Below are 26,898 nucleotides of genomic sequence, written 5' to 3' on the forward strand. Positions count from 1 at the left end.
TTCTTTAAGTTTGAATGAAGAGGCTCTATGTTACTAGAGAGGTCTCTCCTTAAGAATAAGTGTTTTTAGAAAATTTCCAATATAAAAAATATTTTAATTTTTAAATTTAATTAAAAGGAGCGAATCAAATGAAGGCAAATTTAACGCATGCTGGGATTCAGGATCTTCGTTCGGTATTAGAACTTATGGAGGAAAAAGGAGAGCTTTCTAGAGTAACTGGAGAAGTGGATTGGAACCTGGAATTAGGAACGTTAAGTCGAGAAGTGTATAGAAGGAAAGGTCCTAGTCTGCTTTTTGAGAATATTAAAGATTATAATACGCCTAATGCAAGGTGCTCGAAGTTAGCCACTGGTTTGTTTGCTACCAATAGACGAATATCTCTGATGCTAGGATTTGAGGATGAAGTTTCTAATAGAGAGCTAATTGATTATGTAATAAAGAAAAATCCACAGACCATAAAACCAAGGATGGTTGAAGATGGAGTTGTACATCAAAATGTATTAATGGGAGAAGACATTAATCTCTACGATTTCCCTGTTCCTCATTGGCATCACCTTGATGGAGGACGATACATCAATACACTAGGAGCAATCATTACTAAAGATCCAGATACAGGAGAAACGAATGTAGGGATCTACCGGGGAATGATATCTGAGAAGGATAAAATTGGTGTGTTAATTGTCAACTCCCAACATTGGGGCCATCATTGGTCAAAGTATAAAGAGAGAAATGAACCTATGCCCGTGGCTTGTGTCTACGGATGGGACCCTATTATGGATTTCTTAGCTGGTAGTCCAATTCCAGCTGGGGTTTGTGAATATGACGTATTAGGGGCATATAGAGAAGAACCAGTTCCATTAGTTAAATGTAAAACGGTAGATTTAGAAGTTCCGGCATCAGCTGAATTAGTTGTAGAAGGTCACATATCTACTGATCCTTCAGCCAAAGTATTGGAAGGACCATTCGGGGAATTTACTGGTTATGTTAGTGATATTCCGACTTTAAGGGAATATATACAGGTCTCAGCAATTACTCATAGGGATGATCCAATCTTTCGTGGCACTCTTGAGGGTTCCTTACCAGGGGCTTCAGGTGAAAACAGTTATATGTCGGCTATACAAAGATCTGCAATTGCTTTTAACATCTTAAAAGGACAAGGAATCCCAGGAATTAAAGATGTTTATATTAACCCAGTAACCAATGGAACTACTGTCTATGTACAAATAAAGAAAACTTATGAAGGACAACCAAAACATGTTTCTGCAGCCTTATGGGGCAGCGGGGCTGCACAATTCCGGTATAAAAATGTGATTGTAGTAGACGAGGATATCGATCCTTCCGATCATAGTGCAATAGATTGGGCAATAGCTTATAGAGTTAATCCAGGAACAGATGATCTAGTAGTTTTTCCAGGAAGTTTTGGATCAACGCTTGATCCAAGCACCCCTTTAGAAGATCGTTCGATTGCTGATCTTGGATCAGGATTGTGGAATAGAATGCTTATTGATGCTACTAAAACTTTTAGATTCCCTACAAGGGAGAAATGGGGAAATAAAAAATTCCCACCTACTGTCCATAACCGACCGGAAGATGTTGAGTTAGTAAAGAGTCGGTGGGATGACTACGGTTTCACAAACTGGGATGCGAAATTTTAATAAAATCTCCTAACCACGGAATTGGGTGAAGAACATCCGACCTTGCATTAAATTGTTAAACCATAATTTGAAGTAACTGATTGTCTGGTGTCCGACCCCTTTGGTCGGACACACCTGATTACGCGTTCTCCAGCAGTAACGAAGGTTTAGCTGTACTTCCGCAAAACGAGGTTTAGAGGAAGCGTTTATTAATTCAAAAATAGTTAGTAATCTCTTTTTTTAATTGGAAAGGCTAACTTTAGATCAGTAATGAAAGCGCTTCCTAAATAATATTTAAAAAAATGAAAAGAGGTTAAAAAATGCAACCTAACTTCAAACTGTTTTTAGGGTTTTTATTAATGATTGTATTAATGTTAGGCGGGTGTGGGCAGGAGGAACAAGCAGAGCCTAATTCATCAGAAGGTACAGACGTTGAACAATCGGGGCAACTAGCATTAGCCACTTTTGGAGAAGGGACATCTTGGTACATTTATGGGGCAACAATGGGTGAGATTTTCAGGGAAAATATTGAAGAAATTCAAATGGTTGATGTGTTGCCGTTTGCTGGTGGTCTTGAAAATATTAATATACTCTCAGATGGTGAAGCGGATCTAGCGCTTTCGTTTAGTTTAAATAACACTTGGGCAGCTAATGGAGATGTTGCCTACGAGAATGCCCATGATGAGGTGCGTACTCTAGTTGGTGGCCTTGACCAATATTACATCGGTATTCTTATGCCAACTAAATTAGTTGAAGAAAATGATATTCAATCTATAGGAGACATAAAAGAAAAAGAACTCCCTATCCGACTTTATACTCTTTCAAAAGGATCTCAAGGCGAGATTGCTGCACAACAAGTACTTGACGCTTATGGTATAACGTATGAAGATATTGAAAGCTATGGTGGAGAAATTACCCATACAACTTTAGATGTTACCAAGTCAGACTTTCAAAATGGAAAAGTGGATATGTATTTTAATCCTATTACGGCGGGTCATCCTGCTTTTTCAGAGATTACTGTTCAATCTGATGTGACCTTTATCCCCATAGAAGAAGAATATATAGAAGATTTTACCGAGATGGGATATGAAGCTGCAACTTTACCTGCTAATCAATTTGAGGGACAGGATAATGAAGTGCAGACTATCGGGATGTCGACAGTGTTAGATGGCACTACTAATTTGTCTGAAGATGTGGCTTATGAACTAACAAAAGCTATGGTAGAAAACGAAGAGTCACTACAGGATGGGCATCAAGCTTTAAAGGATTTCGACCCAAAAACCTTTTTAGAAAAACCATCTGAGATGGAGTTACATCCTGGTGCGGAAAAGTACTACAAAGAAAAAGGGTGGCTTGAATAAAAAAGGCTATTCACATTGTATAGGAAGCAGTAACAATCATTTCAAAAACTGATAAGGGTATCTTCGTTTAACTCATATAACTTGAAGGTACCCGCTATAGTTATAACAGTATTTACGTAAAGTCAAAAAAATGTCCTTTGCAATTTTGGCAGAGTGCGTTCTACCACACATAATCATTTTGATTTATTTAAACCTTTCCTTTGTCTAGCTAAGTGTAACCGATCCAGTATCCAACTAGTAAACTAGTGTGTAAATTGCTTAGAAAGTTACACCCTATCCGTGCGGGCAGGACTTTGTAATCTCCCATGAACACGGAAAGGTGTTAATACTTAAGGGGAAAGCTTAGACGTGAAAGAAATTTATTATATAGTGGGAGGTTAATAATGTCACGTTTTTTGAATGTCACTACCATAATTGCGCTGGCTTGGTCATTATTTGTGCTTTACACGGCATTCTTTGGAAATTTTCCCGCTTTAATTCAACGTTCCATTTTCGTAACATTTGCACTATCATTGACCTTTTCTATGAAGAGATTAAATAAAAATAAAACGTCCAGAACTCTTGAATGGTTAGATATTATAGGAATTATCCTGCCGATAGTGATTGGGATTTATGTAATTTTTAATGAAAGTCGTTTATCTACTCGTGTGTATTTTGCCGATACAGTTACAGCTTTGGATATATTTATGGGTGTTATATTAATCCTTTTAGTTTTGGAAGCGTCTAGGAGAATTGTTGGGAAAATTATTACATTTTTAGCAGTTTTTTTTATTGCTTATGGACTGATGGGAGCTCACCTAAATGGCCTTTTATCCCACAGAGGTTTAGATATTGAAAGTACAGTTGATCTTATGTTCTTGTCTACACAAGGAATTTTTGGAGTCCCGATAGGGGTAGCTATGGATTATGTGTTTTACTTTATATTGTTTGGTGCGTTTCTTAACGTTTCGGGAGGAGGCCAGTTATTCATTGATATTGCTTTTAGATTAACCAGACGGACTAGAGGTGGCCCGGCAAAAGCAGCTATTGTTTCAAGTGGGCTAATGGGAAGCATTAGTGGAAGTGCAGTAGCCAATGTTGTCAGTACAGGTATATTTACTATACCACTTATGAAAAAAGCAGGTTATTCTTCTAAGGATTCTGCTGCAATAGAATCTGTGGCATCTACTGGTGGCCAAATTATGCCGCCAATTATGGGAGCAGCAGTTTTTATAATGGCTGAAATGGTGGGCGTACCGTATACCGAGATTATTTTGGCTGCATTAATTCCAGCCCTTCTTTATTATTTAGCATTGATGTTTATTGTTCATCTAAAAGCTGTAAAAGCAGATATATCTAAAACAAGCGAAGAAGTAGTAGAAAAACAAGAAAAAATTATAAATCGCATCCATTTGCTGCTACCAATGATTATCCTACTATCATTAATATTCTATGGTTTTTCCTTATCTATGGCTGCTTTTTGGGCAATTATTTCTGTAATAGCTACAAGTTTTATAAGAAAAAATACTTTCTTAAATCATATTTCTATTATTTCTGCTTTGGAAGATGGAGCAAAACAAGCTTTATCAGTCACTATACCTTGTGCAGTGGCGGGAATAGTGGTAGGGATTATAAGTTTTTCTGGCTTAGGCTTAAAATTTACAAGCATTATTACCCAATGGTCGTCTGGTAATTTTATCGTAGCATTATTTTTAATTGCTCTTGGGGCTATCATTATAGGAATGGGTATGCCTACTACTGCAGCTTATATTATGGCAGCAATATTATTAGCCCCCGCCTTACAAGAGTTTAATGTAGAACCATTAATTTCCCATATGTTTGTATTGTATTTTGCTGTTTTATCCATGATCACCCCGCCTATAGCTTTAGCTGCATTTAGTGCAGCTGGAATTTCAGGGTCAAAAATGGGGGAAACAGGAATGCGGGCCTTATTATTAAGCATACCAGCTTTTCTAATACCGTTTGCGTTCGTCTACAGTCCTGAACTTTTACTAATTGGTGACACCCAACATATTATATGGGTGGTATTTTGTACGAGCTTAGGTATCGTCGGGTTATCTATTACCATTGTTGGTCATTTATTTAGAAAAGTCGTTTTATGGATGAGAGTAATTTTTCTTTTGGCATCGATAATGATGATAAGTCAAAGTTTTTTAATGGATATATTGGGCATAAGCTTATTTTTCATAATGATCGTTGTGAATTTTCTATATTCTTCAAACCAACCTATAAAAACAGATGTGCCAACTTGATAAAAGAGAATGCTTATTGCCCAGTAGTACATTTATAGAAACTAAAGGAGTTATTAAATATGAAAATAATTAAAATCATTGCAATTTTAACATTATGTTTGTTTGCTTTTTTACAACATGATTTCTGGTTTTGGTCAACCATTCATCCATTAATATTTGGGTGGCTGCCTGTAGGTTTTTTTTATCAGACAATTTATACACTTATGCTTTCGCCAATGGCGTTCCTTGTATATCGAATACTTTGGGATGCAGAGAGCGATGATAGAGAATTAGAAAATTAAAGTAAATTATTTAATGTAATTTAGGGGGATAAAACATGAATGAGTTTTTTTGGTTTTTATTTTGGATCGGCTTATATTTTATTGTTTTACTCTTTGTAGGTTATTTGGGGAATAAGAAAGGAGTTAAAACAAAAGAAGATTATTTTTTAGCTAGTAGAAGTTTTGGAGCAATTGTTTTATTTTGTTCCATCCTAGGTACAAATCTTTCTTCTTTTGCCATGCTGGGAGCTCCTGGTGCAGCCTATAATGTTGGCTTTGGAATATTCGGGTTGATCAGTGCCACTGCCTTTGGTTATATTGTGGTTCTCCTTACGGTCGGCCGAAGAATCTGGAAACTTGGAAAATTAAGGGGATACCAAACACCAATCGCTATATTAAGAGATCGGTTTCAAAGTGACTTGTTTGCTATACTAATGTTTGGCATTTTTTTTGTCTTTACTGGAGGTTACGTTGTTACAGGATTGATTGGAGGGGGGATAGCGCTAAGTTCATTTACGAATGGAGCAATTCCTTTTTGGCTAGGAGCATTGATTGTATTGGTAATTATCGCATTTTACGTTCTTTCCGGAGGAATGCGTGGTACTGCTTGGACTAATGTAGTACAAGTCACAGTTTTCATGGTGTTTCTTTTAGTTGCTTTTTTCTCTATTTGGATAGCACTAGGGGGAGCTGGACAGGCAATGCAGAATGTGATTGAATCAAAACCTGAATTATTGCAAAGAGCAAATATGCCCACAATGGATCATAAAACTTGGTTTAGTAATTTCATTATTTTCTCCGCTTGTTTAGCCTATTTCCCACACATCTTACTTAGGATGATGGCAGCAAAAAGCTCAGTTGAATTAAAAAAAGCAGCTTATCTATTCCCAATAGGTATTGTATTAACTTGGGTCCCTGCCATTACTATCGGAATTTGGGGAGCAGTTATGATACCAAACTTAGAGGGGACCGCAACTGATAACATCATACCTTTGATGGCAATTGAATATTTACCCCATTGGATTGCAGGCGTTGGTTTAATTGGTATTTTGGCAATGGTTATGTCAAGCTTAGATGCTCAAGTTCTAACTATTAGTCATTTTTTTACCATTGATATATTAGGAAAATACTTTATGAAGAATGACGAAAAGAATACAATATTTTATGGGCGATTGATTATCGTAATACTTCTAGCATTGTCATACATTGTGGCTTTAATACGACCAGGTTCCTTAATAGAATTAGTAGGTTGGGCCTTTACAGGATATGCTATTGTATTAATACCTATGCTTGGTGGATTATTCTGGAAAAAATGTACGAGTGAGGCTGCAAATAGCAGTTTGATTACTGGAATTATCTTATTTACACTCTATTATTTTGAAATATTACCTGAGTGGACATTGTTTGGATTCTTACCGATTGTACCGATGTTGACAGTACAGATATTTATAATCGTGACTATGACTTTTGTAACCACATCAAGTGTAAACACTAGTGGTTTTTTTGAAGAAAAGAATACACCTCATAATGTCCGTCATAATGGATAATTCAGGTTAAATGTACTTTAAAAAAGGAGGGAGGGAACCCTCCTTCTTACTTTTTTTCAATCTTCAAACGATAATATATTACTATTTAATATACCTAGAATATATTCAATAATTTAAAGTGGGGGAAGCGTCATGAGTCGAACTTTAAACAACTTTAATAGCGAGGGGCTGCAATCACTAATTTCTGTATCACAATTTAAATCTCCTGCTACTACCTGGATTAAAGGGGCTGATGTACTTGATGTATATTCAGGGCAAATTAAGAGTTTGAATGTAGTTTTATATAAAGAGCGAATTGCTTATGTAGGACAAAAAGAACCTTTAATCAATAATTTCACGGAAATAATTGATGCATCAAACTTGGTTTTAGTCCCAGGTTATATTGAACCACATGCCCATTCTTTTCAAGTTTATAATCCGCACTCATTAAGTGAATTTGCATTATTGCAGGGTACAACCACTATGCTTCACGATAATTTGGCTTTCTTTACACATTTACCTGAAAATAAAATGGTAGAATTATTTGATTTAACTAAAAAGTGGGCAATTAAAACTTTTTGGTGGGCACGTTTAGATCCACAAATAAGAGAGCCAGAAATGGAAAAGAAGTTTACAAAGGAAAAGTTTACTAGTTTATTAAATCACCCTTCTGTTTTGCAAGGTGGAGAACTTACATTTTGGAAAGACATCCTTGATGGTGATTTACTTATGACTTCAAAGATGAAGGAAGCGCGAAACGCAGGAAAACGTGTAGAGACTCATAACCCAGGTGCGTCGATAGAAACGCTAAATGCAGTGGCGGCAGCAGGGGCTACTAGTTGTCATGAAAGTATTAATGCTGAAGAAATAATTCGACGCATAGGATTAGGTTATTATACACCTATTAGGTATTCTTCTATCAGACCTGATTTACCCAACATCATACAAGATTTAGTAAGCATGGATTGGAAGTTCTGGGATAGGATGATGCTAACCACAGATGGATCTGCTCCGTTTTTTTATAGTAGAGGTTTTATCAATGGATGTATTCGATCAGCAATTGAGTCTGGTCTTGATCCAGTTTTGGCATACAGAATGGCGAGCTTGAATCCAGCCGTTTATTATGGTCTAGATCAAGATTTGGGGGGAATCAGCCCTGGACGATTAGGGGACATTGTTTTTTTAGAAGACCTTCGAAATCCAACCCCAGTAAAAGTTATGGCCAACGGATCCATTGTGGCGGAAAACGGTAATTTAAACCAAACTTTGCCTCATATTCCGTGGGATAAATTAGAGTTTTATTCACACAAATTAATGAAACCTATTGTCGAGGCAAATTGGTTTACTGTTTTTTCTCAAAATGAAGAAACACCAGTTATTGAGATGCTCAATTCAGTTATCACTTTGAAAAAAAAGATGACCTTTCCCTCATTAAATGGGATGGTCAATTTGCAAAACCATGATAATTTAATGTATGTCTCACTTCTACATAAGGGAGGAGAATGGGTTTCTACAGGGATTATTAAGGGATTTGGACAATTTGGAGCCCTTGCTAGCTCTTATACTTTATCCGGTGATATTATTATACTTGGTAAGGACCCTAACCAAATGGCAATAGCCGCTAATTGTATTCTGGAGGATGGAGGAGGAATTTGTTTATTTGATAAAAATAATTTGCTTTATAATCTTCCTCTACCTTTATTAGGATTTATGAGTTCACTTAGTATGGAAGAGCTTATAAAAAAAACTGGTGAATTGTATAGCCTATTACAACGTTTTGGTTATACTTATGAAGATCCCATTTATTCATTGTTATTTTTATCAGCCACCCATTTGCCGAACGTTAGGCTAACTTCCAAAGGTGTATTAGATGTAAAAAGAAACATAATTCTCATACCATCACGACCACTTTAAAATCTTTGTATCCTGGGGGATGTCAACATGGTCAAATATAAAAAAGGTGATCAACATGCATTCAGTCGGAGCTAAATAATCTAGTATTTCATGAATACCAGACTAACCCTTTGAATTTGAACATTTACCTTCTTCTAGGATAATCAAACGTTTTCTCTTCGATTCGTGTCGCTGATTTGCTGAGGTTGTCAAGGGCCGCTTTCGCTCTTCCATCAGTTTGTCCTTGACAACCTCTCAAATGGGCTGTTTATCGTTAAGACACAGAAGGAGGTACTCTGTTGATACACACGGACGTCTTGTTGTGGCAAATTCCCGTGCTGCGCTTCGTTTGGAAAGAGAGATCCAAAAAAGTAAGTTATGAAAAAAAGAAATTTAAAGAAATATCTTCCCCTGTGTGAAGTATTTTGGCTCAAAGAACTTCGAAAAGGCTTATCGACCCAAGTTTATTTGTAACCTTAATTAGATTGTATAACGACTCTGTATAAGCGTTTGGATAGATATGTTTGAAGTAGTTGAATATCTCATCTTCTCTGTTGGAAGTATGGAATTAATCCCCAGGTATCTCAATAAGCCAAGACTAATTGAATACATATGCTTCGACCATAGATTCGAATTTATAGATGTCAAGAACTTCTCTTTCAATTCATATCCAAGCAGGGGAAGTTGTTATCACACAACCGGTTAAGAAGAGTAGTAAAAATGAAGCTGGTACTAGTGTAGATATTATTATGTTTTAAAAACAGATACTACGTATTGATGTGGTCTTACGAGTGTAAATTAATACGAACATCCTCCGTTTGCTTTCCTCAAATTCTTTTATATATTTACTAACTGTATTTCTAGATTTCTTTGTTTTCTAGGCAATCTTCCTCGCTCATTCCATCCAAATATAGTTTTGTAATCATCTGTTTCTCTTTCAATTTAATCACTCTTGATATTTCCCCCTAATATGTGATTAGGGTTATTTTCATCAAAAGTGGTTAGTTTTCAGTTGTCATGGTGGCTCACTTTTAAGTTCCTATATACAGCCCTTGTCCTAAACGAAGCAACCGCCCAAAGAAAACAATCATTTTTAGCCCCCTAGAGCCTTTCTTTTAGTAAGGCACTATAAGGATCCAGAACAATATTTTAAATGTTTTAGGACGATCTGTTGTTGTGTTTTCCTCGTACTGAATATGTATTTTGCAAGGAAATCTACTTTTTCACAAAGGTTGAATGGCAATAAATATTTTAAACGAAAAAAAGAACTTAGGATCACCCTAAGTTCCATTTGTAATCATCGCTATGATTTCTCGTGTCTGTTCGCTGCACCATCTAAGGATTAATTGACATAATAAATAGACACATTCCTCTGCTGTCTAGAGAATGAATAGGCGATGAGCATCTTCTTTTATTTGTAACATTTCATGGCTCGCACGGTAAAATACGTTATCTACCTGCTTCTACATAATCATATTGGGCAGAAGATGGTAAAGCAAGTCCTCGCTGCATCATTTCAGAGTGAAGAATTTCAATAAATTCTCCATCCAAATTCAATTCTACTGCTTTTTCATATGCTTCCATCAACACCCCGTCACTAATGTAATGCATAGGTGCTCTCCTTTACTGAACTTTTGTCGTTGTCAAATACATGTAAATAGTACTAATTGCACACGCTAATATAGGCTATAAGACTCTGTTAAAAAGGAATTTATTGGTTGCTAGTTGTTATTGTATACGAAATAGTTTTCATTGGCAACCTTAGCGTCAGAATATTCTTATAGGAATAATTATGGTTTTTAGCGCACATGATCTAGTAATGATGGAAACGCACAAATGATATAAAAGCATTAGACTATACTCACCTTGTCATATTCTTTACAATTGTAGGTGGTAGAAGAAAATTCGTTGATTTCCTCTTTTATAAGGTAAGAAATTATAAATATTTGGCGTTTTTGATGTCTAGCTTCACAGCCGCTCAGGCGCACACGATAAGAGGAACTTTTCTAAAACCGCGACGTCCTGTCGCACGCAAAAGTCAACACCTCCTGTGCAAGCCCGTTCAGCGTTGTCACAGGACGTCCTTCCACACGATGTGGTGACTTCTACGTTGCACACTCGTCGCCAAAAACGCCACGTCCTGTGGCATTGGCGACATTAGCACATCCTATGCGTCGACGTGTGCGATTTTAGTAGAAGTTCATTAAAATGAGCTGAACGTCTTATGTTTTCCCTTTCGACTCCGGACCGCAGGCGACCCTGCGCGAAAGCTCCAGAACCTGTCGCGGCTGAACAGGGCACTTGCGCTTTTCTTAAGAGAGGGTTTTTAATGCCATTTGAGTTTATTAGGCTAACTGTAAAAATGTAACCAATTTAAAATGCTGTACAGTAAGCTTGTATACAAATTGTTATTCGTGAAACTTGGTTGAATGGAGAAACTAGCAGAAATTAGTAATACCATTACTCTAATTGTCTCGGGCCTTTAAATATTTATAGATTTATGTCGTAGAAGGAAAAACTTGAAAAATACACAAAAAAAGCGCAAACTTATACGAAAAGACTTTTTATTGTTCATACAATAATAGAAGAAGATATATTGAAAGCAGCAGGGAGGATGCAGTTATGGATTTTGAAAAGGTTATTGATAGAAATAAAACAAATTCTATGAAGTGGGATTTTGTTGCCGATCGTTACGGTTCAAGTGACTTATGGCCGATGTGGGTTGCTGATATGGATTTTCAAGCTCCTCAGCCCGTATTAGATGCGATGCAGGAAGTACTCAATCACGGCATATTCGGTTATCATCGAAGGCCGAAATCTTTGAGAGAGGCCACCACAGCCTGGCTCCAAAAACGTTTTGACTGGAAGTGCGACAACGACCAGCTCGTCTTCACTCCTGGAGTAGTACCAGCAATCAGCCACTTAATTCAAACTTTTACAAATAAAGATGATGGGATCATTATACAACCACCGGTTTATTATCCGTTTTATGCTCTTATAAATAATAATGAACGCAAATTATTGCGAAATCCATTAAAAGAAACAGATAATGGATTTACGGTTGACTTGGACGATTTAGAAAAAAAAATGCAGGACGGAGCAAAAATGTTATTGTTATGCAGTCCTCACAATCCAATAGGAAGGGTATGGTCCTATCAAGAATTAGACAGCATCGCCAAACTGTGTGAGAAATACAACGTTTTTGTAGTATCTGATGAAATTCATGCTGACCTTGTTTTAGAAGGAAAACATATACCGTTTTCTAAAGTAGCGGCGGACAGGAATGTAGAAACAATAACGTGCATGGCTCCAAGTAAGACATTTAACCTTGCTGCATTGCAATTGTCTTATGTTGTTTTTGAAAAGAAAGCTTCTCAAAAAGCATATGAAGCTCATTTACAACGCCAGTTTGTAGAAATAGATAATCCATTTGCAACAGTAGCTGCCGAAGCAGCTTATCGTGAAGGAGAAGCATGGCTTGAAAAGCTGTTAGAATATGTTAGAGAAAACGTCCAATATGTGAAAGAATATATAGAATCCAACATTCCAGAAATGAAAGTAATTAAACCAGAAGGAACATATTTGGTCTGGGTAGATATGAGAAATTTAAACATGGAATCTTCTAAGCTGCAATCGTGGCTGAGAGAAGAAGGGAAACTTGCGCTAAGTGACGGGCATATCTTTGGAGATGAGGGAGCAGGCTTTGCACGAATTAATGTTGCCTGTCCTCGTGAAAATGTTGATGAAGGTCTGCGCCGTTTAAAAAATGCATATGATAATATGTAAGTACGGATTTCTTAATAAAAAGAAGGAATTTTAGCAGGGATATCGAATAGAAATCAATAGTATAGTACAAGTGTTTAAGGGTTTTGCTGCCAATTGGAAGACGATATGCCCAGGTAAGTAAAATAGTGTATTCGTAAAAACTAAACATTGTACGTACAAAAAGGAGCCCTGTTTATCATGCAAAGATATTACACGGAAGACCTTCGTGAAGAATGCGAAAGTAAACTTGGCCGCTCGTTAACGATGGAGGAAACATTGTTTATTGAATGGATGGCTGAAAGGCAATGCGAAGAAATGGAAGGGCTGACAGGTAACAGAGCTGTACTAGAGGCAGAACGGTAAAAACTTGGTTTTTGGTCCATTAATATAGGAATATGTACAAAGGTCAAAAGGCTGTCACAAAAGAGTTTTTCTTTGGGACAGCCTTTCCTGTTACGAAGAATGATAACAAATGAGGGAAGATAATGAAGACATTCCAATTAGTATCGCTGCAAATACTGCTTTTTGAAAACGAAAAAGTAGTTCACCGACCTGTACCGCTGCAAGAAGGACTTATCATTAATCGTGAAGAAAGCGACAGTGTCTGGTTAATAGAAGCAGTCATTCCCCCTAATCAAAAAAAATTTCTCGAGCCAATAAGGAATAAAATACTAGTTTTAGAAGTAGTAATAACAGAATCTAGTAATGAGCCGGCACTTATGACCGGTGAGATACGCGATTTTATTGAATTGAGTGACACATACAGTTTAATGATAGACGCAAAAATGGCTGCCGGCAAAGATGATGTTTCTAATTTGATATTAGACGGACTTATACAAGATGGTTATTCAGGCGAAGAACTGCTGAACGAATTTATTTATCGAAAAGGAGATCAAGTGGCTTGGTCTAAAAAATTAGCAGAGAATATCTATAAAGACATGAAATGATATTGAATTATTCATCATTTAAACGTTTTAACAACCTCATTTCAAGAAAAGGTTGAATAACGGGTGAAACGGGAAGACACAATACAGTAGAAAATAACGATACGGTTATTCTAAGAAAACGAGGACGATTCGTAATGAAGAAGTTTACCTTTCTTGACTATTACCAAAATGAAGTTCAACTTGCTTTTGAAAAAGATCCTTTTTCTGAAACGCCAGGACATGTTTGGGTGGTTTGCCGCTATCAGAATCAATGGCTTCTTACGCTTCACCCGCGCCGTGGTATAGAATTTCCAGGCGGGAAAGTAGAACCTGGAGAAATGGCAGATAGAGCAGCGAGAAGAGAGGTTTGGGAAGAGACAGGAGGGAAGGTAGCACGTTTGTTTCAAGTCGGTCAATATAAGGTGCATGGTAAAGCAGAAACCGTGGTAAAAAATATATATTATGCCGAAATAAAAGAAATCGAAAAAAAAGCGAATTATATGGAAACAAAAGGCCCTGTAGTTTTACAAACCTTACCAAAAGATTTTAAAAACAATACAGCTTATAGCTTTATTATGAAAGACGAAGTGCTGCCGCGTACGATGATGTACTTGGAGGAAGAAGGTTTTGTTACAAACAGTTAACCCTCGCAAAAAGAAGGTGCGAGGGTTTATATGAGGATTAATATTTACTGATTCGTTTCATAAGAATCTTTTCTAACGATTCAATCATTTTATACATCACGGTTGCTAAAATAGCAATAACAATTAAACTCATCATGACTTGCTGAAATTGAAAGACTTGAAATCCGTAAATGATCAAATACCCAAGCCCCTGTTTTGCCACAAGAAATTCTCCTACAATAACTCCTACCCAGGCAAGCCCTACGTTTACTTTTAAAGTGGATATGATAGTTGGATAACAAGCAGGTAAAATAGCATAATGAAAGAGCTGTCTTTTGCTAGCACCAAATGTAAGCAGCACCTTTTTATAATTTTCGTCTACCTGACGAAACGCATTGTATACAACAAGTGTAGTGATAACAATAGATAGCAGTGCCCCCATCGCAATAATAGAAGTCATCCCAGGTCCAAAAGCTACTATGATAATCGGACCAAGAGCTACTTTTGGCATGGAATTTAAAACAACCAAGTAAGGATCTAAAACTTTAGACAAGAAAGGGGACCACCAAAGAATGGCTGCAATCAATGTACCTCCGGCAGTACCTAATATAAAGCCTATAATCGTTTCAGAAAGCGTGACAGAGGCATGAGTAAACAATGTACCGTCAGCGATTTTAGCAGCCATTAAATTCCAAACCTTCGAAGGCATACTGAAAATCAGAGGGTCCAGCCATTGGATTCTGCTGAATAATTCCCAGCTGAGAAATAGCAGTCCTAAGAGAATCAACTGGCAGCTGATTACCCGCCGTTTGTCTTTCCTTTTTGTTTGCAGGTACTGACTATGAAGTGTTTGAATTTTGGTTTTCAACTTTCTCAAGCTCCTTCCATACTGTTTGGAAGAATAAATGAAAATTCGGATCGTTTCTGACTTCTAATGGCAGTTTATCTTTAAATTCAGCAGGAACATCGAAAACGCGATAAATCGTACCAGGCCGGCTGCTAAATAGAAAAATCCGATCGGACATCGCAATTGCTTCACTAAGGTCATGTGTGACTAAAATGGCTGTTTTATTTTGCTGTTTTAAGGTGGAAAAAACCAAGTCTTCGAGCTTTAGTTTGGTTTGATAATCCAGCGCAGAAAACGGTTCGTCTAATAAAAGCAGAGAGGGTTTAGGTGCAAGCATGCGTACAAGCGCTGCACGTTGTCTCATTCCTCCTGAAAGTTCGGATGGAAAAGCATTCGCTTTATCATCCAGCCCCAAATCGCTTAAAAGGGTCATTGCATCTTTTTTTGTCTGCTCATTATATAAATTAGTAATTATAAGCCCAAGTTCAATGTTTTTTTGTATCGTCAGCCATGGAAATAAATAATCTTCCTGAAGCATGTAACCAGTTTTTTCTGTAGGACCAGTGATTTCTTTATTATCCATTAAAATCTTGCCGGATGTAGGATTAAACAATCCGGCAATCAGCGAAAGTACTGTCGTTTTTCCACAGCCGCTTGGTCCAATGAAAGAGACAAATTCTCCGTTTTCTACTGTAAGATTAATAGATGAAACAGCTTGCACAGCTTCATTTTCTGTTAGATACACTTTATCAACGTCTGTTAAAGAAAGCATGAGGAAACGCTCCTTTTTTAAAAGGTAAGAAATGATAAATATTTGGCGTTTTACATGTCTAGCTTCAGCGCCCAGCCGCTCCGGCGCACACGATAAAGAGGAACTTTTGCTAAAACTGCGAATGTCCTGTCGCAACGCAAAAGTCAACACCTCCTGTGCAAGCCAGTTCAGCGTTGTCACAGGACGTCGGTTTTAGCTGAACGTCTTATGTCTTCCCTTTCGACTCCGGGCCGCAGGCGATCCTGCGCGAAAGCTCCAGAACCTGTCGCGGGCTCCCAGGATGGGAGTCAGTTCGGCGTTGTCACAGGACGTGACGCTCGTAGCCGAACTTCCTTCTTTTAAGGCGCTTGTGCTTTTCTTACTCATTCATTACTTTTTCAGCCCATTGGTTATCAACAAATTTCTCATAATCAGAGCGCTCAGGCAGTTCATCTGCTTCTTCCATGATATCTTGAAGGTTATCCCAAGCTTCTTCTGTCAAGACAGGGGAAGTTGCATAGGATTCTTGGTCGCGGTAACGAACAGCTGAATCAGCAATGATTTCTTCTGACGTGTCATCAAAATAAGGTGTTAATGCGGCTGCTATTTGTTCTGGGGAAGACTCATAAATCCACTGCTGTGCTTTATATATTGCACGCGTGAAGCGCTCCAGCGCATCGCCTTTTTCCTCTAAATACCCTTCCTTTGCCATAAATACGGTATAAGGAACGGCACCAGATTCTTCCCCGAAAGAAGCAACAATGTGGCCGAGTCCTTCTTGTTCAAACATGGTTGCTTGTGGTTCGAACAATTGTACATAATCTCCCGTTCCAGATGCATATGCGTTAGCGATGTTGGCGAAATCTATATTTTGAATAAGGTCCAGGTCACGTTGCGGATCAATGTTATTCTTTTTCAAAACGAATTCTCCCGCCATTTGAGGCATCCCGCCTTTACGCTGTCCGAGAAATGTGCTGCCCTTTAAATCTTCCCAATCAAACGCTTCAGCGGTTTCGTTTCTTGCCATTAAAAAGGTTCCATCACTTTGCGTGAGCATGGCAAAATTAATAATAGGTTCAGCTGGCTCTTGCGAATTTACGTATATCGATGTCTCAGCTCCAACGAGTGCGACGTCACTGCCATCAGATAACAAAGAAGTCATCGTTTTGTCTCCGCCCCAAGTAGTGGTAAGCTCTATGTTAAGGTTTTCTTCTTCAAAAAAGCCTTCTTCCATGGCAACATATAGCGGAGCGTAGAAAATAGAGCGAGTTACTTCAGCAAGACGGATTGTTTCGGAGTCTTCCTGTTGAAAACTACAAGCCGTTAATGGTCCTATAAAAACTAAGAAGCACAACAGCGCGGATAGCACTTTCTTCTTCATAATAATATTCCTCCTCACGTGGCGGCTGATTTTATAGTTTATGAACAGGGCAGGTATCCCGTTCCTAGAAAAAAGGAGAAAAGCACGATGGAAATAAAGAAACAAAGTCAAATCAACAATATCAGCCTTTTTGAAGTAACGTATAAAAGTAGAAATTATTTTGTAAAAGGGTGTTTAGGAATTCCTGACAATGACAGAACTTATCCAGGAATCTTATACCTTAGGGGAGGATTAAAGCAGGTAGGAATGGTGAAAAAAGAGTGGGTGGCAGAATTAGCGCAGCATGGATATGTTGTTTTGGCTCCTTATTACCGCGGAAATGAAGGCGGAGAAGGGAAAGAAGATTTTTGCGGGGACGATCGTGATGATGCATTTAACGGGTTCGACGAACTGGCAAAGCTAAAAGAAACAAATGGAGAGGCGCTGCATATTATTGGTTTTTCACGAGGAGCGGTGATGGCGTTGTTTACAGGTATGGCTAGAAAGGCATCGTCTATCGTCTGCTGGAGCGGGGTGTCGGATATGACTTTAACGTATAACGAAAGACCAGATTTAAGAAGAATGTTAAAACGAGTTACAGGGGGAGATCCGGTTACACATCCGTCTGAATATGAGCGGCGTACTCCTTTAACGCAAATTCACTACATAAAAGCTCCTGTTCTTATTATTCATGGCGAAGAAGACCAGCACGTCTCTGTTGAACATGCCCACCTTTTGGAGACTTATTTGAAAGGCTCAAATAAACCCGTAAAAAAGCATATTTATCCTGGCATGCCCCACCATTTCCGTTCATCAGCCAGACAACATGCTATCTCTGAAACGATAAAATGGATAAAAAGACATAATAACACATAAGAAGTCCAACGTATTTCTTGCCAGTAAAAAAGGTGTCCCTAAATGTGAAGGGACACCTCTGTACATCGTTATAGCATGTTCTATAAGGATTGGGTGAAAATATCATTCAGCAGTTTCTGGTGTAAGAATCCGAGGACCAGCTTTTTTGATATGCTCTGGTGCATCCTTAAATTTTTGAAAGTTTTGTTGGAATTTAGCTGCTAACTCTTTTGCTTTTTGCTGGTAAGCCTCTTTGTCTTCCCATGTTTGTTTTGGCTGAAGTACTTCATCTGGAACTCCTGGGCAGTGCAGAGGAATATGAACACCGAAAATAGGATCCTCTGTTGTTTCCACTCCGTCTAACTCTCCAAGCAATGCTGCTTGAATCATTGCTCTAGTATACGGCAGATTCATTCGTTTACCAATTCCGTAAGGGCCGCCTGACCAGCCTGTATTAACGAGAAACACATTCACATCATGCTGAAGAATTTTCTCTCCAAGCATTTCTGCGTACCGGGATGCTTCAAGCGGTAGAAACGGAGAGCCAAAGCAAGTAGAGAACGTAGCTTCAGGCTGAGTGATTCCTCTCTCTGTACCAGCTAGTTTGCTTGTGTATCCGCTTAAAAAATGGTACATTGCTTGTTCTTTTGTTAATTTGCTGATAGGAGGAAGTACTCCAAATGCATCCGCCGTTAAAAAGATGATAGCAGATGGATGACCGGCCATGCTGGGTTTCACCGTATTCGGAATATTTTCTATTGGATAAGCCGCTCTCGTATTTTCCGTTAAGTCGGTGTTATCATAATCTGGAAGACCAGTCGTTTCATTAACATATACATTTTCTAAAACAGATCCAAACCGGATAGCGTTCCATATTTGAGGTTCTTTTTTCTGAGATAGGTTTACACATTTTGCATAACAGCCGCCTTCAATATTGAATACCCCGTTATTAGACCAGCCGTGTTCATCATCACCGATCAAGTTACGATTCGGATCTGCAGACAAAGTGGTTTTCCCTGTACCGGACAATCCGAAAAAGAGGGCTGTATCACCTTCTGTGCCTACGTTTGCTGAGCAGTGCATAGGGAGAACGTCTCGTTCAGGAAGCAGAAAATTCATTACTGAAAAAATAGACTTTTTCATCTCCCCTGCGTATTCCGTACCGCCAATCAAAACGATTCGTTCTTCAAAAGAAACAATGATAAAGGTTTCTGATTTCGTTCCGTCTTCAGCAGGATCTGCTTTAAAATGTGGAGCAGCAATGACAGTAAAGTCAGCATCATGATCCTCTAATTCTTCTTGCTCAGGCCGAATGAATAATTGTCTTGCGAAAATATTATGCCAAGCATACTCATTAATAACTTGTATGGGCAGACGATAAGCTGGATCTGCTCCGGCAAATCCACGGGTTACAAACAACTCATTGCTCTTTTTAAGATGATCGATTACTTTTTTATAAAGGGAGGAAAAAATTTCTTTACTAATCGGCTGATTTACAGGACCCCAATCAATTAAATTCGTAACAGATTGTTCGTCAACTATATATTTATCTTTTGGAGACCGCCCCGTATATTTTCCAGTTTCTACGCTTAAAGCCCCGCTAGAAGTCAATACACCTTCATTACGATGCAGGGATTTTTCAATTAATCTAGATACTGGTAAATCGTTAAGAACATTTCCTCCATGAAGAAGCTCGTTTAACTCGTTTGAAAAATTAATCGTCGTCATGGCGGCAAAACCCTTTCTCTGATTAATAAATAATTATCATTTTAATTATGAATTAGTATAACACATTTATTTATTTAGTCTATACTAATTCGTGATTTTTGTTAAAAGATTTATACAAAATGTTTGTTGGTCCGTATTTATTCTAATTAATAGATGATAGAAAATTTTATAATGTTAAAATAAGATTAACGCAAAGGAGATGATCCAGTGGCAATCACAAACACAAATAAGTCGTTTGTTGTTTTTTATGATGGAACTTGCACATTGTGCCAAAAAACGAAACAAGAAATAGAAAAATGGGACAAACATAAATTGTTAACCTGGCGTTCCATAGAGGATCCTTCTATAGTAAAAGAATATTCATTTTTAAAGGAAGATAGATTGAAGGAGGAGATGCACCTTCTGGAAGAAGATACCTATTTATATACAGGATTTGCAGCGGTAAAACGAATCTTTCAGCTGTTTCCAACAGGAAAGAGGTTTGCTTTTCTCTTTTATCTGCCTGGAGCAGACAAAACAGGCAAGGTCATCTATAAACAAATAGCAAAGCGGCGCCATCAGCTGTTAGGAGGGGATTGTGCTTCTGGCGCTTGTAAAATACAAAGGTAATTTATTTGACAGAAGCAGTGAACTGCGTTATGATATTTCGCGAACGGATACTCTTATCCCGAGCTGGCGGAGGGACAGGCCCTGTGAAGCCCGGCAACCATCCCCGTAATAAAAGGGGCAAAGGTGCTAACCTGGAAAGACGGATATCGTCTTGGAAGATAAGAGGCGAAAAAGGTGAACGTTTACTATCCCTTTTCCTCGCCATGGAAAAGGGTTTTTGTATTTTAAACAAGATTTTTCTCCTTCTCGTCTTATAAGAAGTATCAGGGTATGAGTGCCGTAATACCAAATTTGGTAAAGGAGGCAGTACACGTGGCAACTGCAGGACGGAGATTATTTACCTCAGAGTCAGTTACAGAAGGGCATCCTGATAAAATTTGCGACCAAATATCAGATGCTATTTTAGATGAAATTATAGAAAAGGATCCTAACGCTCGTGTGGCTTGCGAAACCACCGTCAATACAGGGTTGGTCCTGGTAGCTGGGGAGATTACCACCTCTACTTATGTCGACATTCCAAGGATTGCAAGAGATACATTGAAAAATATAGGGTATACTCGTGCAAAATATGGTTTCGACTATGAAACGTGCGCCGTATTGACTTCCATTGATGAACAATCTGCTGACATTGCCCAAGGTGTAGATCAGGCTCTTGAAGCCAGAGAAGGGCAGATGACAGACGAAGAGATTGAAGCAATTGGGGCAGGCGACCAAGGTTTAATGTTTGGTTATGCGGATAATGAAACAGAAGAGTTAATGCCTCTGCCTATTTCATTGTCTCATAAACTATCTAGAAGACTTACAGAAGTACGTAAAAAAGGGATCGTTCCTTACTTACGCCCGGATGGAAAAACGCAGGTGACAGTGGAATACGGGGAAGATGGAACGCCTTTACGGGTCGAAACGATTGTGATCTCAACGCAGCATCATGCAGATGTTACGTTAGAACAAATCGACCGTGATTTGAAAGAACATGTGATTGAACCGGTTGTACCCGAAGAGCTGCTCGATAAAGAAACGAAGTATTTTATTAATCCTACTGGCCGTTTTGTTATTGGCGGTCCACAGGGAGATGCAGGTTTAACTGGCCGGAAAATTATTGTTGATACGTATGGCGGGTATGCACGTCATGGCGGAGGCGCTTTTTCCGGTAAAGATCCTACGAAAGTGGACCGCTCCGCTTCCTATGCAGCCCGTTATGTAGCGAAAAACATTGTAGCAGCTGGTCTGGCGGAAAAATGTGAAGTACAGCTGGCCTATGCAATAGGGGTTGCTGAACCAGTATCCATCTCTATTGAAACGTTTAAAACAGGAAAAGTCAGTGAAGATGTACTCGCAGAATTAGTACGGGAAAACTTTGATTTGCGTCCGGCAGGCATTATTAAAATGCTCGATTTGCGCCGGCCGATATATAAGAAGACAGCTGCTTATGGTCATTTCGGCCGCACCGATATTGACCTTCCTTGGGAATCTACGGACAAAGCAGAAGCATTAAAACAAAGGGCAGTGGAAGCAAAATAAAAAAAGAAGAGCCTGCCAACGCATTTTGCGAAATGGCAGGCTCTTTTTCGTGTTTTTGCAATTTCGCTTGGCTCATTCATAAATTAAATCTTCAAACGTCCCTTTGGCATTGATTTGCTGTAATTCCTTTCTAACGATGTCAGCAAGGTGTTTTTGAGAGGTGATTTCAAATACGGCGAGCGCTTTGCTCCAGCTTTTGGTTCCCTCGTCTTGTTTACCAAGAAAAATTAAATTTCTCCCTTTTTGATAAAGCAATTCACCGAATACATACATGTTATTCGTATCAATACATCGTTTGATCCCTTTTTCACACCAAAAAACGGAACTGTCAAAGTGCTCTTGATTTGTCAAAGATTTTGTCAATGTGTAAATTAAACGGAGTTCGACAGAAACATTTTTAATTCTTTTTAAGGAATGAAAATGAGAAAGTGCTTTTTTACATATTTCGGAAGCTTTTTCATAGTCTTTTTCCAAGTCATAAAAAACAGCCAAAGTATTCATCATTTCCCCTTTACGTTCGGTAAAAGAGGGATTATCATCAACAGACAAAGCCTCATTAATTACTTGAATGGCTTCCTCTGTATTCCGATCTAAATGATAGAGACAGATGCTTTTATGCCATAGCATATATTGTTTGTAATAACTGTGCTGGAAAAGGGGGTTGTTTTTCTCATGCTGTAGAATTGAACGAATTTCTTGGTACTGATGATTGAACCTTAATTCTTTCAACTGCTCAAACACTTCTTCTACATAATCAGGCCTGTCCGATCGTGCTTCCTCAAAAAAATAATACATGTCTGCTCCAAGACGCTCGGAAATTTGAAAAAGGGTATTGGAGTAAGGTATGATCGTTCCATTTTCAATCTTGCTAACCTGAGCCTGTGTACATATTCCTTTAGCAAGGTCAGATTGTGTCATACTATGATACCTTCTTAATTCCTGAATTTTTTTCCCCACTCTGGAGAAATCCATTTTTATCATCCCCTCCCCGTATATGCCTATAATTATCATAATCGAAGATAACGAAAGAAGGAAGTAGAAAGTTTCGGAAAAATGAAACAAAAGCAGCTGTTAGCCAAAATTCATGTTTTTTCAACATATTTTATACTCAAATAGAACCACGACATAGTTAAACGTTTAGGGGAGGTGACATGCAGTATGAAAAAAGTATTGTATGCTTTTATCTTAACCTTGGCTATTTTATTTAGCACGGTTGGAGGTAATTTTGACGTATCTTATGATGATTTTGTCGTCTTTGATCTTCCGCATAAACATTAAGGACAAGCCAGTCTTTCACACTGTTAAGAAATAAATGATCAGCAAAACTACGGCATGCAACGGAAAGGAAATACGAACGCCGCCGGACGTACTTACTTCTACGTAACTTACACAGGATGTCCGTCATTTCTACGCCCGGAACAGGACGTTTGCAAACTTCGCATAAGTTCCATGTACTTAGGCGGTTTCCTTTGTAAGGAAGCAAGCCGAGTTTTTCCAGACTCGCCAGTGGCGGGTTTTATTTTTTTCAGGAAAATTTAATTTTATTTTTAAAGAGGTAAGAAATTATAAAGATTTGGCGTTTTACATGTCTAGCGCAAGCGCCTACTCGCTCGAGATTCCTTCGGTCCGTCAATGGAAAGCAAAGATCAGCTTTCCATATGCCGCCCCCCCAGGACTTGTCGCTCGTGAGCAAGGCGCTTGCGCTTTTCTTAATGAAGAAAGTATAAGTGCAGCTAAGCCTCTGTCAGCGCTTTTCAGGCTCGCCAATCGGCAAGTTTTCTTGATAGTATTTTCCCTTTTCTACGTAAGAGTTTCGGACTCTTTTCATTTCTTGGAAGTCTTCTTCATTAAGTTCGCGGACGACTTTTGCAGGGCGTCCGAGGGCCAGGGTTCTTGGAGGTATCGTTTTTCCAGACGGTACGAGGCTGCCGGCTCCTATGAACGCTTCTTCTCCTATTTCCGCACCATCAAGAATTTGAGAGCCCATCCCGATTAGAGCGTTTTTTCTAATAATAGCGCTGTGCAAAAGGACCATGTGCCCAATTGTTACGTCATCTTCAAGTATAAGCGGGTTTTTCGGACTTTGATGAAGAACGGAGTTATCTTGTATATTTACTCGATTTCCTATTACAGTTGGTGCTACATCTCCTCGAATAACTGAATTAAACCATACACTGGAGTCCTCTCCAATGGACACATCGCCGGTAATTGTGACATAATCTGCGATGTATGCGGAGTCAGCAATGATTGGAGATTTTCCTTTATATGAATAAATCATGACATATCCTCCCAGCTTTTCAGTAAATTCCTGTTACCTAATGTAAGTTTAGCAAAAAAAGTAGTAAAATGAATAGAGCAATCTCTTTGAGAATTAAGGTGTCGGCTGGTTATTGGGAAAGGCAGGTTGTGAATTATGATGAAAAATTGGATGTGTGAGCGTGCGCGCGGAACAATAATGATCATTCATGGGGCCGGAGAACATCACGGCCGTTATGACTGGGTTATTCAGTATCTCAACAAACAAAGGTTTCATGTTATTAGCGGTGACTTACCTGGACATGGAAGAACGAGAGGAAAACGAGGACACATCGATCACTTTGATCAATACATAGATGCTGTCTATGGCTGGTATAAAGAAGCAGCGTCTTATGAACTGCCTGTATTTCTTTTCGGCCATAGTTTGGGCGGACTTATCGTTATACGAACGTTAATGGAGAAATATATGCCGGTTAAAGGGGTTATCTTATCATCACCTTGTCTAGGCTTATACGAATACCCCAATAAATTTGCAGATGTCGCCACTAAAATGTTTCATAGAATTACGCCAACGTTAACAGCCAAATCAGGTCTTCGAGCAGCACGAATAACCCGCGATCCCGATGTGCGTGCGGCATATGAAAAGGATGAATTAATTACGTCTGTCGTTACAGCCAGATGGTACCAAGAGACCATTAAAGCTATGAAAGTAAGTATGCTTGAAGCAGAACGATTTCCAAATGTTCCGCTGCTTCTTATGCAGGCAGGAGAAGACTATATTGTTGATAAGCATGCATCCCATCGTTGGTTTAATCGGCTCGAAATATCGGATCGAGCGATGAAAGAATGGAAAGGTCTTTATCATGAGCTCCTTAATGAACCGGAACGAGAAGAGATTTTTCGTTTTATGATGAATTTCATACACCAACGACTATAGTACGCTGCAGATAATGGAGGAGGATCCTTGTGAACGTACCAACAAAAACGTGGACACTTATGTATCGAATTTTTAAAGAAGTTATACCTGAAGTACATCAAATACTTGGTGAGTGGAAAAAAAGAGCAGAGGAGATACCAAATAAAGAACTGCGAGAGCATGCACTTGGAAGTATCGATAAAAAAGCTTTCCATTGTGAAGGTGCTGGAGTATATGCACTGTTAACTAGAGCAGAAGTGCGTACGGAGCTGCTTCGTTTTATCATTGCATACCAGACCATCAGTGATTATCTAGACAGTTTGTGTGATTGGAGTGAATCGCAGGATCCTGAAAATTTCCGTATGCTTCATTCAGCGATGAAACATGCGCTTGACCCAGCTGCGAACAAAGATAATTATTATAAATTCCACCAGGCAAAAGAAGACGGCGGTTATCTGCAGTCCCTCGTAGAGACGTGCCAAGAAACATTGAATACTTTTCCAGGGTTTGAAAATGTTCAAGTTGAGATGGAAGAGTTATCAGCATATTATCGTGACCTGCAAGTATATAAACATGTAGTCAAAGAAGATAGGGAGCCGCTGCTTAAAGATTGGTTTGAGAAATATAAAGAACGTCTGCCTGACATGACTTGGTATGAGTTTAGTGCATGTGCTGGTTCTACCCTCGGAATTTTTACGCTGGCCGCCTATGCTTCGAGAAGCCATATAGCAAAGGTGCAGGCTCAGTCTATTAAAAGTGCTTATTTCCCTTATGTACAAGGCCTTCATATTTTAATGGATTACTTTATTGATCAAGAAGAAGATCTTCGAGATGATGAACTGAATTTCTGTGCCTATTATCCTAATGAAGAAAAGCTCGTGGAAAGGGTGCGGCATTTTAAACAGAGCGCAGTAAAAAGCGTGTCAACTCTTCCTGATTCAAAATTTCATTTTATGATAAGCAAAGGGGTTGTTGCATTATACCTGGCAGATGATAAAGTCCAGACGAATGCTGCTATGAAATCAACAGCCAATCGCTTCATCCGATTCAGCGGTCTTCCTACTGCCTTTTTCTATATAAATTCGTGGGTATACCGACGAAAAACGAAAGTGCTGCATGGAGACTCCTAATTTATAATTTACCTAATAACAAAAGCCGGTTCCATTTTCATCTGGAACCGGCCTTTCCTTTGTATGGATTCATGTTTTTCAAGCAGCTATTTTATTCGGCTTTATCTAAGACAGTTAATTTTCCGGTGTCAGGAGAAATTGCAAGACCGTGTACAGGGGTGTTTGCTGGTAATAAAGGATGGCGTCTAATAATATCTACACTGTTTTTTACACTGTCTTCTACATCGTCAAACCCATGAAGCCATTTGTCTACATCAACGCCTGCATAAGAGGCTGCTTCTATTTTTGCAAGGTCAATTCCTCTATCTTCTGCTTTTTCTAAGATAGATTTGGATTCGAGCCCGGTCATCCCGCATCCATAGTGTCCTATTACAGCTACTTCTTCTGCTTGCAGTTCATATAGAGCGACAATAATACTTCTCATAATGCTTCCGAATGGATGTGAAATCATAGCACCAGCATTTTTGATGATTTTTGCGTCTCCATTGGAAAGGTTTAATGCTCTTGGCAGCATCTCCAAAAGCCGGGTATCCATACATGTTAAAATGACAATCTTTTTGTCCGGGAATTTGCTCGTTTGGTATTGTTCATAATCTTTCTTTTCTACAAAGTTTTCATTAAATTCAAGAATAGAATCTAGTACTGACATTTTGATTACACTCCTTTTCTCTTTCATGGATTAGTT

General features: G+C 38.6%; 23 protein-coding genes, 1 pseudogene and 1 riboswitch. Of the genes and pseudogenes, 15 read left to right on the forward strand and 9 right to left on the reverse strand.

Features of this window, described 5'->3' with window-relative positions; translation table 11 throughout:
* The first annotated feature begins 128 nt into the window (after nucleotides 1-128).
* From FZF09_RS10175 to FZF09_RS10200, 6 genes are all read left to right on the forward strand, one after another.
* Nucleotides 129-1,655 (forward strand): UbiD family decarboxylase, encoded by a 1,527-nt coding sequence (locus FZF09_RS10175; protein ID WP_158736496.1) that lies wholly within the window; start codon nucleotides 129-131, stop codon nucleotides 1,653-1,655.
* A gap of 299 nt (nucleotides 1,656-1,954) precedes the next feature.
* Nucleotides 1,955-2,995, forward strand: coding sequence for a TAXI family TRAP transporter solute-binding subunit (locus FZF09_RS10180; RefSeq protein WP_158736497.1), 1,041 nt, complete (start codon nucleotides 1,955-1,957; stop codon nucleotides 2,993-2,995).
* Nucleotides 2,996-3,378: 383 nt separating this feature from the next.
* Nucleotides 3,379-5,247 (forward strand): TRAP transporter permease, encoded by a 1,869-nt coding sequence (locus FZF09_RS10185; RefSeq protein ID WP_158736498.1) that lies wholly within the window; start codon nucleotides 3,379-3,381, stop codon nucleotides 5,245-5,247.
* A gap of 59 nt (nucleotides 5,248-5,306) precedes the next feature.
* Nucleotides 5,307-5,528, forward strand: coding sequence for a hypothetical protein (locus FZF09_RS10190; RefSeq protein WP_158736499.1), 222 nt, complete (start codon nucleotides 5,307-5,309; stop codon nucleotides 5,526-5,528).
* 35 nt (nucleotides 5,529-5,563) lie between these two features.
* Nucleotides 5,564-7,054: a sodium:solute symporter family protein gene (locus tag FZF09_RS10195; RefSeq protein ID WP_158736500.1), complete on the forward strand. Its 1,491-nt coding sequence runs from the start codon at nucleotides 5,564-5,566 to the stop codon at nucleotides 7,052-7,054.
* A 132-nt stretch (nucleotides 7,055-7,186) separates the two neighbouring features.
* Entirely contained in the window at nucleotides 7,187-8,947 is a 1,761-nt protein-coding gene (locus FZF09_RS10200; RefSeq protein ID WP_158736501.1) for an adenine deaminase C-terminal domain-containing protein, read from the forward strand.
* A gap of 796 nt (nucleotides 8,948-9,743) precedes the next feature.
* On the opposite strand, the pseudogene FZF09_RS23460 reads toward FZF09_RS10200, so the two are convergent.
* Nucleotides 9,744-9,867, reverse strand: a pseudogene (locus FZF09_RS23460) (helix-turn-helix domain-containing protein); the annotation flags it as partial.
* Nucleotides 9,868-10,375: 508 nt separating this feature from the next.
* Entirely contained in the window at nucleotides 10,376-10,537 is a 162-nt protein-coding gene (locus FZF09_RS10205) for a sporulation histidine kinase inhibitor Sda (RefSeq protein WP_158736502.1), read from the reverse strand.
* A gap of 1,011 nt (nucleotides 10,538-11,548) precedes the next feature.
* Here FZF09_RS10205 and FZF09_RS10210 point away from each other — a divergent pair.
* The 4 genes from FZF09_RS10210 (at nucleotide 11,549) to ytkD (ending at nucleotide 14,261) form a co-directional block, all read left to right on the forward strand.
* Nucleotides 11,549-12,712, forward strand: coding sequence for a MalY/PatB family protein (locus FZF09_RS10210; RefSeq protein WP_158736503.1), 1,164 nt, complete (start codon nucleotides 11,549-11,551; stop codon nucleotides 12,710-12,712).
* A gap of 177 nt (nucleotides 12,713-12,889) precedes the next feature.
* Complete coding sequence (locus FZF09_RS10215; protein WP_158736504.1) at nucleotides 12,890-13,054, forward strand: hypothetical protein; 165 nt, start codon at nucleotides 12,890-12,892, stop codon at nucleotides 13,052-13,054.
* A gap of 122 nt (nucleotides 13,055-13,176) precedes the next feature.
* The gene (locus FZF09_RS10220; protein ID WP_158736505.1) at nucleotides 13,177-13,638 is read left to right on the forward strand and encodes a YwpF family protein; all 462 of its coding nucleotides are present in this window, start codon (nucleotides 13,177-13,179) and stop codon (nucleotides 13,636-13,638) included.
* Nucleotides 13,639-13,772: 134 nt separating this feature from the next.
* Nucleotides 13,773-14,261, forward strand: coding sequence for an RNA deprotection pyrophosphohydrolase (gene ytkD / locus FZF09_RS10225; RefSeq protein WP_158736506.1), 489 nt, complete (start codon nucleotides 13,773-13,775; stop codon nucleotides 14,259-14,261).
* Between the two features lie 37 nt (nucleotides 14,262-14,298).
* Here the strand turns inward: ytkD and FZF09_RS10230 are convergent, their stop codons facing one another.
* The 3 genes from FZF09_RS10230 to FZF09_RS10240 all read right to left on the reverse strand — a co-directional run bounded on the left by FZF09_RS10230 (nucleotide 14,299) and on the right by FZF09_RS10240 (nucleotide 17,219).
* On the reverse strand, nucleotides 14,299-15,108 hold the full coding sequence (locus FZF09_RS10230) for an ABC transporter permease (RefSeq protein WP_158736507.1): 810 nt from the start codon (nucleotides 15,106-15,108) through the stop codon (nucleotides 14,299-14,301).
* Nucleotides 15,080-15,859 (reverse strand): ABC transporter ATP-binding protein, encoded by a 780-nt coding sequence (locus FZF09_RS10235; RefSeq protein ID WP_158736508.1) that lies wholly within the window; start codon nucleotides 15,857-15,859, stop codon nucleotides 15,080-15,082. The genes FZF09_RS10230 and FZF09_RS10235 overlap by 29 nt, the downstream gene beginning before the upstream one ends.
* A gap of 358 nt (nucleotides 15,860-16,217) precedes the next feature.
* Nucleotides 16,218-17,219, reverse strand: a complete 1,002-nt coding sequence (locus tag FZF09_RS10240; protein ID WP_158736509.1) for an ABC transporter substrate-binding protein — start codon at nucleotides 17,217-17,219, stop codon at nucleotides 16,218-16,220.
* An 87-nt stretch (nucleotides 17,220-17,306) separates the two neighbouring features.
* Between FZF09_RS10240 and FZF09_RS10245 the strand changes: the two genes are divergently transcribed.
* A complete protein-coding gene (locus tag FZF09_RS10245) occupies nucleotides 17,307-18,074 on the forward strand; it encodes an alpha/beta hydrolase family protein (protein WP_158736510.1) in 768 nt (255 codons plus the stop codon).
* A gap of 102 nt (nucleotides 18,075-18,176) precedes the next feature.
* Here FZF09_RS10245 and pckA read toward each other — a convergent pair whose 3' ends face one another.
* Nucleotides 18,177-19,781 (reverse strand): phosphoenolpyruvate carboxykinase (ATP), encoded by a 1,605-nt coding sequence (gene pckA / locus FZF09_RS10250; protein ID WP_158736511.1) that lies wholly within the window; start codon nucleotides 19,779-19,781, stop codon nucleotides 18,177-18,179.
* Nucleotides 19,782-19,988: 207 nt separating this feature from the next.
* Here pckA and FZF09_RS10255 point away from each other — a divergent pair, with 207 nt between their 5' ends.
* Together FZF09_RS10255 and metK are read left to right on the forward strand one after the other, a co-directional pair.
* Entirely contained in the window at nucleotides 19,989-20,390 is a 402-nt protein-coding gene (locus tag FZF09_RS10255; protein ID WP_158736512.1) for a thiol-disulfide oxidoreductase DCC family protein, read from the forward strand.
* Between the two features lie 50 nt (nucleotides 20,391-20,440).
* Nucleotides 20,441-20,555: riboswitch (SAM riboswitch) on the forward strand.
* Between the two features lie 147 nt (nucleotides 20,556-20,702).
* Nucleotides 20,703-21,911 carry a methionine adenosyltransferase gene (metK, locus tag FZF09_RS10260; RefSeq protein WP_233269472.1) on the forward strand — a complete coding sequence of 403 codons (1,209 nt, stop codon included), beginning with the start codon at nucleotides 20,703-20,705 and terminating at the stop codon, nucleotides 21,909-21,911.
* Nucleotides 21,912-21,983: 72 nt separating this feature from the next.
* Here metK and FZF09_RS10265 read toward each other — a convergent pair whose 3' ends face one another.
* Together FZF09_RS10265 and FZF09_RS10270 are read right to left on the reverse strand one after the other, a co-directional pair.
* Nucleotides 21,984-22,922 carry a helix-turn-helix domain-containing protein gene (locus tag FZF09_RS10265; protein ID WP_370514446.1) on the reverse strand — a complete coding sequence of 313 codons (939 nt, stop codon included), beginning with the start codon at nucleotides 22,920-22,922 and terminating at the stop codon, nucleotides 21,984-21,986.
* Between the two features lie 733 nt (nucleotides 22,923-23,655).
* Nucleotides 23,656-24,189 carry a gamma carbonic anhydrase gene (locus FZF09_RS10270; protein WP_158736515.1) on the reverse strand — a complete coding sequence of 178 codons (534 nt, stop codon included), beginning with the start codon at nucleotides 24,187-24,189 and terminating at the stop codon, nucleotides 23,656-23,658.
* A gap of 135 nt (nucleotides 24,190-24,324) precedes the next feature.
* On the opposite strand from FZF09_RS10270, the gene FZF09_RS10275 reads away from it, so the two are divergent.
* Both FZF09_RS10275 and FZF09_RS10280 read left to right on the forward strand, forming a co-directional pair.
* The gene (locus FZF09_RS10275; protein ID WP_370514447.1) at nucleotides 24,325-25,104 is read left to right on the forward strand and encodes an alpha/beta hydrolase; all 780 of its coding nucleotides are present in this window, start codon (nucleotides 24,325-24,327) and stop codon (nucleotides 25,102-25,104) included.
* A 29-nt stretch (nucleotides 25,105-25,133) separates the two neighbouring features.
* Nucleotides 25,134-26,213, forward strand: coding sequence for a tetraprenyl-beta-curcumene synthase family protein (locus FZF09_RS10280; protein ID WP_370514448.1), 1,080 nt, complete (start codon nucleotides 25,134-25,136; stop codon nucleotides 26,211-26,213).
* 91 nt (nucleotides 26,214-26,304) lie between these two features.
* On the opposite strand, the gene FZF09_RS10285 is transcribed toward FZF09_RS10280, so the two are convergent.
* Nucleotides 26,305-26,862 (reverse strand): beta-class carbonic anhydrase, encoded by a 558-nt coding sequence (locus FZF09_RS10285; protein WP_158736516.1) that lies wholly within the window; start codon nucleotides 26,860-26,862, stop codon nucleotides 26,305-26,307.
* Nucleotides 26,863-26,898: the final 36 nt, after the last annotated feature.

The organism is Alteribacillus sp. YIM 98480 (assembly GCF_009765375.1).
GTDB lineage: Bacteria > Bacillota > Bacilli > Bacillales > Marinococcaceae > Alteribacillus.